General features: G+C 27.8%; 2 protein-coding genes. Both read right to left on the bottom strand.

The features are described from left to right. Window positions 1-461: 461 nt before the first annotated feature. Window positions 462-2,144, bottom strand: a complete 1,683-nt coding sequence (locus N5E64_RS15420; RefSeq protein ID WP_280038268.1) for a GTPase — start codon at window positions 2,142-2,144, stop codon at window positions 462-464. A gap of 1 nt (window position 2,145) precedes the next feature. Continuing rightward, window positions 2,146-4,590, bottom strand: a complete 2,445-nt coding sequence (locus N5E64_RS15415; RefSeq protein ID WP_280038267.1) for a GTPase — start codon at window positions 4,588-4,590, stop codon at window positions 2,146-2,148. Window positions 4,591-4,696 lie beyond the last annotated feature (106 nt).

Below are 4,696 nucleotides of genomic sequence, written 5' to 3'. Positions count from 1 at the left end.
TTCAAAAATGGGCTTGACTGAAAGGAAAGCTTATTTTAGGCTTGGTATTGCGGAGTTGGGTGAATGAAGCTGAACGTAGTGAAATGAAAGTAAATTTTTTGCTTACTGAAATGGAACGAAGTGAAGCGAAATGAACCTAACGGAGTAAATCGTTAGCGCAAAAATGATTGTGGCAATATATTCAGACTTCAACAAGGGCAAAAAACGATTTTTGATACAAGGATTATCGGACAGGTAAGGGAGGGGCTATTTTGCATAATGTGATTATAGCGGGCTTGTCCCCGTTAGCCCGTTCAGGAGGCTATAATAGCACATTATGTACACATAGCTTTGATGGGGCGGCTGGGTTCGAGTTGTAAGTTTTGAGTTATGGGTTTTGAGTTATTTTTGCTTTTGTTGGCAGCTAAAGAATCCCAATCTATTAGAAAATGGATTGGGATTTTTTAGTTATATTAATAGAATTAATTCTCAATTAACTCAATAAATTCCACATACTCGGAATCTAATTTTTGAATAGCTTCACTAAATTTAGTATTTGATTGTTGCATTTTAAGAAGTTCAATTTTATTCTCATTAAGCTCAGACAATCTTGCATCAAAACTATTTTTAATATAATCTTCTAAATTATTTAAACTATTTCTTTTAATATTATCAGCAAAAGTTACAATAGATGAAAAATATCTATCCTTTGCCTCTTTTAGCTCTTTTCTTTGTTTATCTTCTTTTTGTTTTGAATATATATCTAAACCTATCCCAGCAATTGATACAGCTGGTCCTAAAAACTTTCCTGCATTACCTAATTTATTTGCCGTTTTTATAGCTCCCCAAGGTTTAAATTTATGTCCAAAAAACTTTCCTACAGTTAAAACGGTTTCATGCATTGAACTTCCACTGACATTTTTTAATCCGGATCCAGCTAAATCTTTAAAAGTCATCGAGACAATTTTATCCCCCCCCTTTCCTAAAAGACCTAAAATTTGTCTTTGCTTTTCTAAATTAATTTTTAATTCATTTGGTATTTTAATATCACTTAATTGATCATTCAATTTTTTCTCATATGATTCGAATGAACTTTTTGATGTAAATACATCTATCTCATTCATTAATTCACGTTCTTCTTCTTCAATTATTGACTGAATTTTATCATCAAGTCTATCTACAATTTTATTTACATGATTATTAAACTCCTCCTCTGCTAATTTAAATTCATTTTCGCCATCCTCCATTTTATTTGTTAAGTCGTGACCTAAACTTTTTATTTCTTGGACCATATCATTTATTAATAAATTTACACCTCGCTGAATATCTTTTTTAGCATTCTTAATTTTTGGTTCAGCTTGTTCAATTAATAATTGAAATTCTGGATCTACTGCTGCTAAAGCAATATCTGACAAACCATCTTTCAAAATTCGAATTGGTGTATCAAATTGTTTTTTAATAATCCCTTTTTCTTCAACAAATTGATTTAAAGAAGAAATAAACGTACTAAAATTACTTAACTGAATAAATTCTTCATCTTCATCATCTTTACCCTCAATGTAATCTGCTGCGTCCATAAAAATCGTCTCAAAATTAAATTCATATCCTCTTTCATTAAAGATTGTTTTTAAAGATTGGCGATAGTTATTCACCAGATCATCAAACTCGCCTGCTTCCATCGACATTTTATTGATAGCAATAATCATTTTATCTTTAAGATGCTGCTCGTAAGCTAAACTGATAAAGTTTTCAAAAATAATATCATCAAATAATTGACTAGTTATTACATATACGATTAAATCACACTCTTTCAATGCTGTTTTGGTATTCTCGTCATGCTTTTCTACTTTACCTGCTAAAATACCAGGTGTATCCATCAAGACTATGTTGTGCCATTTATATTCAGCCACAGTATCTGTTGCAACGTTTGCATCAATTTTGATATTTTTATCACCTGTTAGTGCAGATATAATTGTTGATTTACCAGAACTGTATTGCCCTACAAAAGCCACTTTTAAATCGGTACGATTTTCTAATTCTTGTAATTCTTGTTCAATTCTAAATTTTATTTCGTTATTATTAGATTCATCTAAAATTTCAAAAGTATCACCTACTAACTTTTTTAATTTTAAATCTAATTCTTTAATTTTTAATTCTGTATTCATTTTAGTTTAGTTTAATTTTTAATTGCAATGCTTTATTTAAAAGTATCAATTCATCTTCTTTTAATTTGTATGTCGTACTAATAAGTAAATTTTCTTTTTCACGTGTAATCGTTGTATTAGATAAGGCTTTATAAACTAGTTCCTCCGTTAAAAGTTTATTTAGGTTTATTTTTCCCATATGCTCTAAAGCTCTAAAAAACATAACTTTATTAAAGTAATCTGAATACTCTTTTGCATTATGATTGATTGAATTTAATATCTTTAAAATATTTTCTAATCCATCAATCATATCATCATAAGTTGTAATAAGCTTACATTTCAATTCTTGTGTTGACTCTTTAAAACCATTTTCAAAGTTTTTAATCATTTCGTTTTCGTTCTCTTTAATTTTAGGTTCTATAGTTTCAACAACTTTATCAATTGCTTTATTGATTTTTGTTTCTTTACTATCCAAACTAAAATTGATAAGGAAACCTAATCCTGTAAGAGCAGCTGCAATCCCTGCAGCTACCCAACCTGTAGGATTCCATGCATTTAATACTGCATATTTAGAAGCTAACAATCCTATAGTTGTCAAACCCGCACCAACAACTCCTAATGTTATGTTCGCTGCAAATTTATAATCAAAAGTATCCACACTAATATGTTGAATATCTAACTTAGCAATGTTAATTGATAATTCATCTAAGCTTTCTTTCAATTTATCTTGAATTTTCTTTTGAAAATCTTCTATTAAATCTTCTATATTTAATTTCAAAGTTGCATAATGACCTTTATCATTCATCAGCTTTTCCCAGGCCTTTCCTATATCTTTATTTTCATATTCATCTTTAGCAAATTGCTTTAGGTCAACACGTATTTGATTATGTATACCATTAATTGTGTTAATAATTGCTTGTTTTGTTTTCTTTTGCTCTTGTTCGAAATAGCTAATTAATCCTTTCTTCTCTTCTTTAATTTCTTTTAAAAGCTTCTTAAGCTCATCAATATTGTGTTTCGTTTTATGATACGTTAGACTCGTTTGATAATTACATCCATCAATAATGTTTTGAGTTTTCTTTAAATGACCATTTCTAAAAATAGTTTGTTTAATAATTTTATTGTAATGATTAATATTAGAACCTTCTAAAAGAGCCTTACTGGATTTGTGATTTTGAGGATCTTTTGATAGTCTAGCTGCTAATAAATGTATTGGTATAACTTCAATCAATGCAGGATCGTAATTATATTTAGAAATCATTTCATTGATCCTTTGTATATGACCATTTAAAGATTTATCATCTTTATTTTCTAACCATGCTTTTGGATTTTTTAAAAAACGTTCTAACCTCTTCGGATGTTCTATATTTTCTTTGTAATTAAGAATGATAAAAATGGGTTTATTTTTATCTTTTAATTCCGTTAAAAAATTAAATTCCGTTTCTTGAATTGCATCATTGGTTACCAAATAACAAACTAAATCTGCTTCATCAATAATTGAACGTGCAATATCAGTATCCTCTTTCCCGCCTGGAGCACCAATACCTGGTGTATCAATTACTCGAATGTTTTCCCAATTAAAAACACGATTGTATCTAGTTGTTCTTAATTTACCAACACCAACATCATCGGTTTCTTCACCAGTAATTACTTTGTGAAAAGTACTTTTACCTGCTTTAGTTCTTCCTAAAAAAGCAATAGAAAAATAATCTATTGTATATTTCTTCTTCTCTAATACTTCAGTATTTATTTGTATAGATTTTAATATATCATCTTTGGTATCTTTATTTAACTTTTCTATAAAATTTAAAAGTGAATCCTTTTGGTGTTTAGAATCTACCTTCGTTATTTTTTTTGAATTCTCATCAATTTCGCTAAAATTTTCATTTAGTTTTTGATTAAAATCTAACATTTTCTCAGAAGCTAAATCAAGATCATTACTTGCTCTTGCAGCAATTTCTTTCACCTTTTCAACAAAAGTATTCCCTTCTAAAAGATTATTTTCAAAATATTCATTTTCTGTTATATCATGTAGTTTTTTGAAAAACTTTTCTTTTATATTAGAATATAATGATTGTTTCTTCTCAAGATAATTGACTTTAAAATCATTTTCATACTTATCTATTAACTGATCTATATTGCTAAGTTGAAGATGTGATTCTTTTGCTAAATTCTTAATAAATTCTTTTTCATTTGAGTGAAAAAAACCATCATTTATTGATAATTGAATTAATATTTCTATTAAATTATTTTTTTCTAAATCTGATTCATTTTTAAAAATATCAATCAACGTGGATAATTCAATTTTATCTTCTGCATCAGACATTATTTTTTCTGCTTGCTCTTTAGTGTATACGCCTAATTCCGGAAAATTACTTGTTAAAAATTCAATTTCCTTAGAATGAATTTCTGCATCTATTACTAGTAAATATACACAGATTAGGTATTTATATTCTTGAGTTTCCATTTATAATTAATTCTTATAACAATTTATAATTTCTATTTTTTTAAATTCTGAAAAATCATATATTTTCGTTAGATACATATTTCTGATAATAATTTTATGCTCATGT

Source organism: Empedobacter sp. GD03739 (genome assembly GCF_029843245.1).
GTDB classification, from domain to species: domain Bacteria; phylum Bacteroidota; class Bacteroidia; order Flavobacteriales; family Weeksellaceae; genus Empedobacter; species Empedobacter falsenii_B.
The sequence above is the reverse complement of the archived record's forward strand: the minus strand, read 5'-3'. Positions and strand labels throughout refer to the sequence as shown.

Bases quoted from the DNA above. Each gene is read 5' to 3' on its own strand.
- N5E64_RS15420 (WP_280038268.1), bottom strand. From the start codon at position 2,144: ATGAATACAGAATTAAAAATTAAAGAATTAGATTTAAAATTAAAAAAG.
- N5E64_RS15415 (WP_280038267.1), bottom strand. From the start codon at position 4,590: ATGGAAACTCAAGAATATAAATACCTAATCTGTGTATATTTACTAGTA.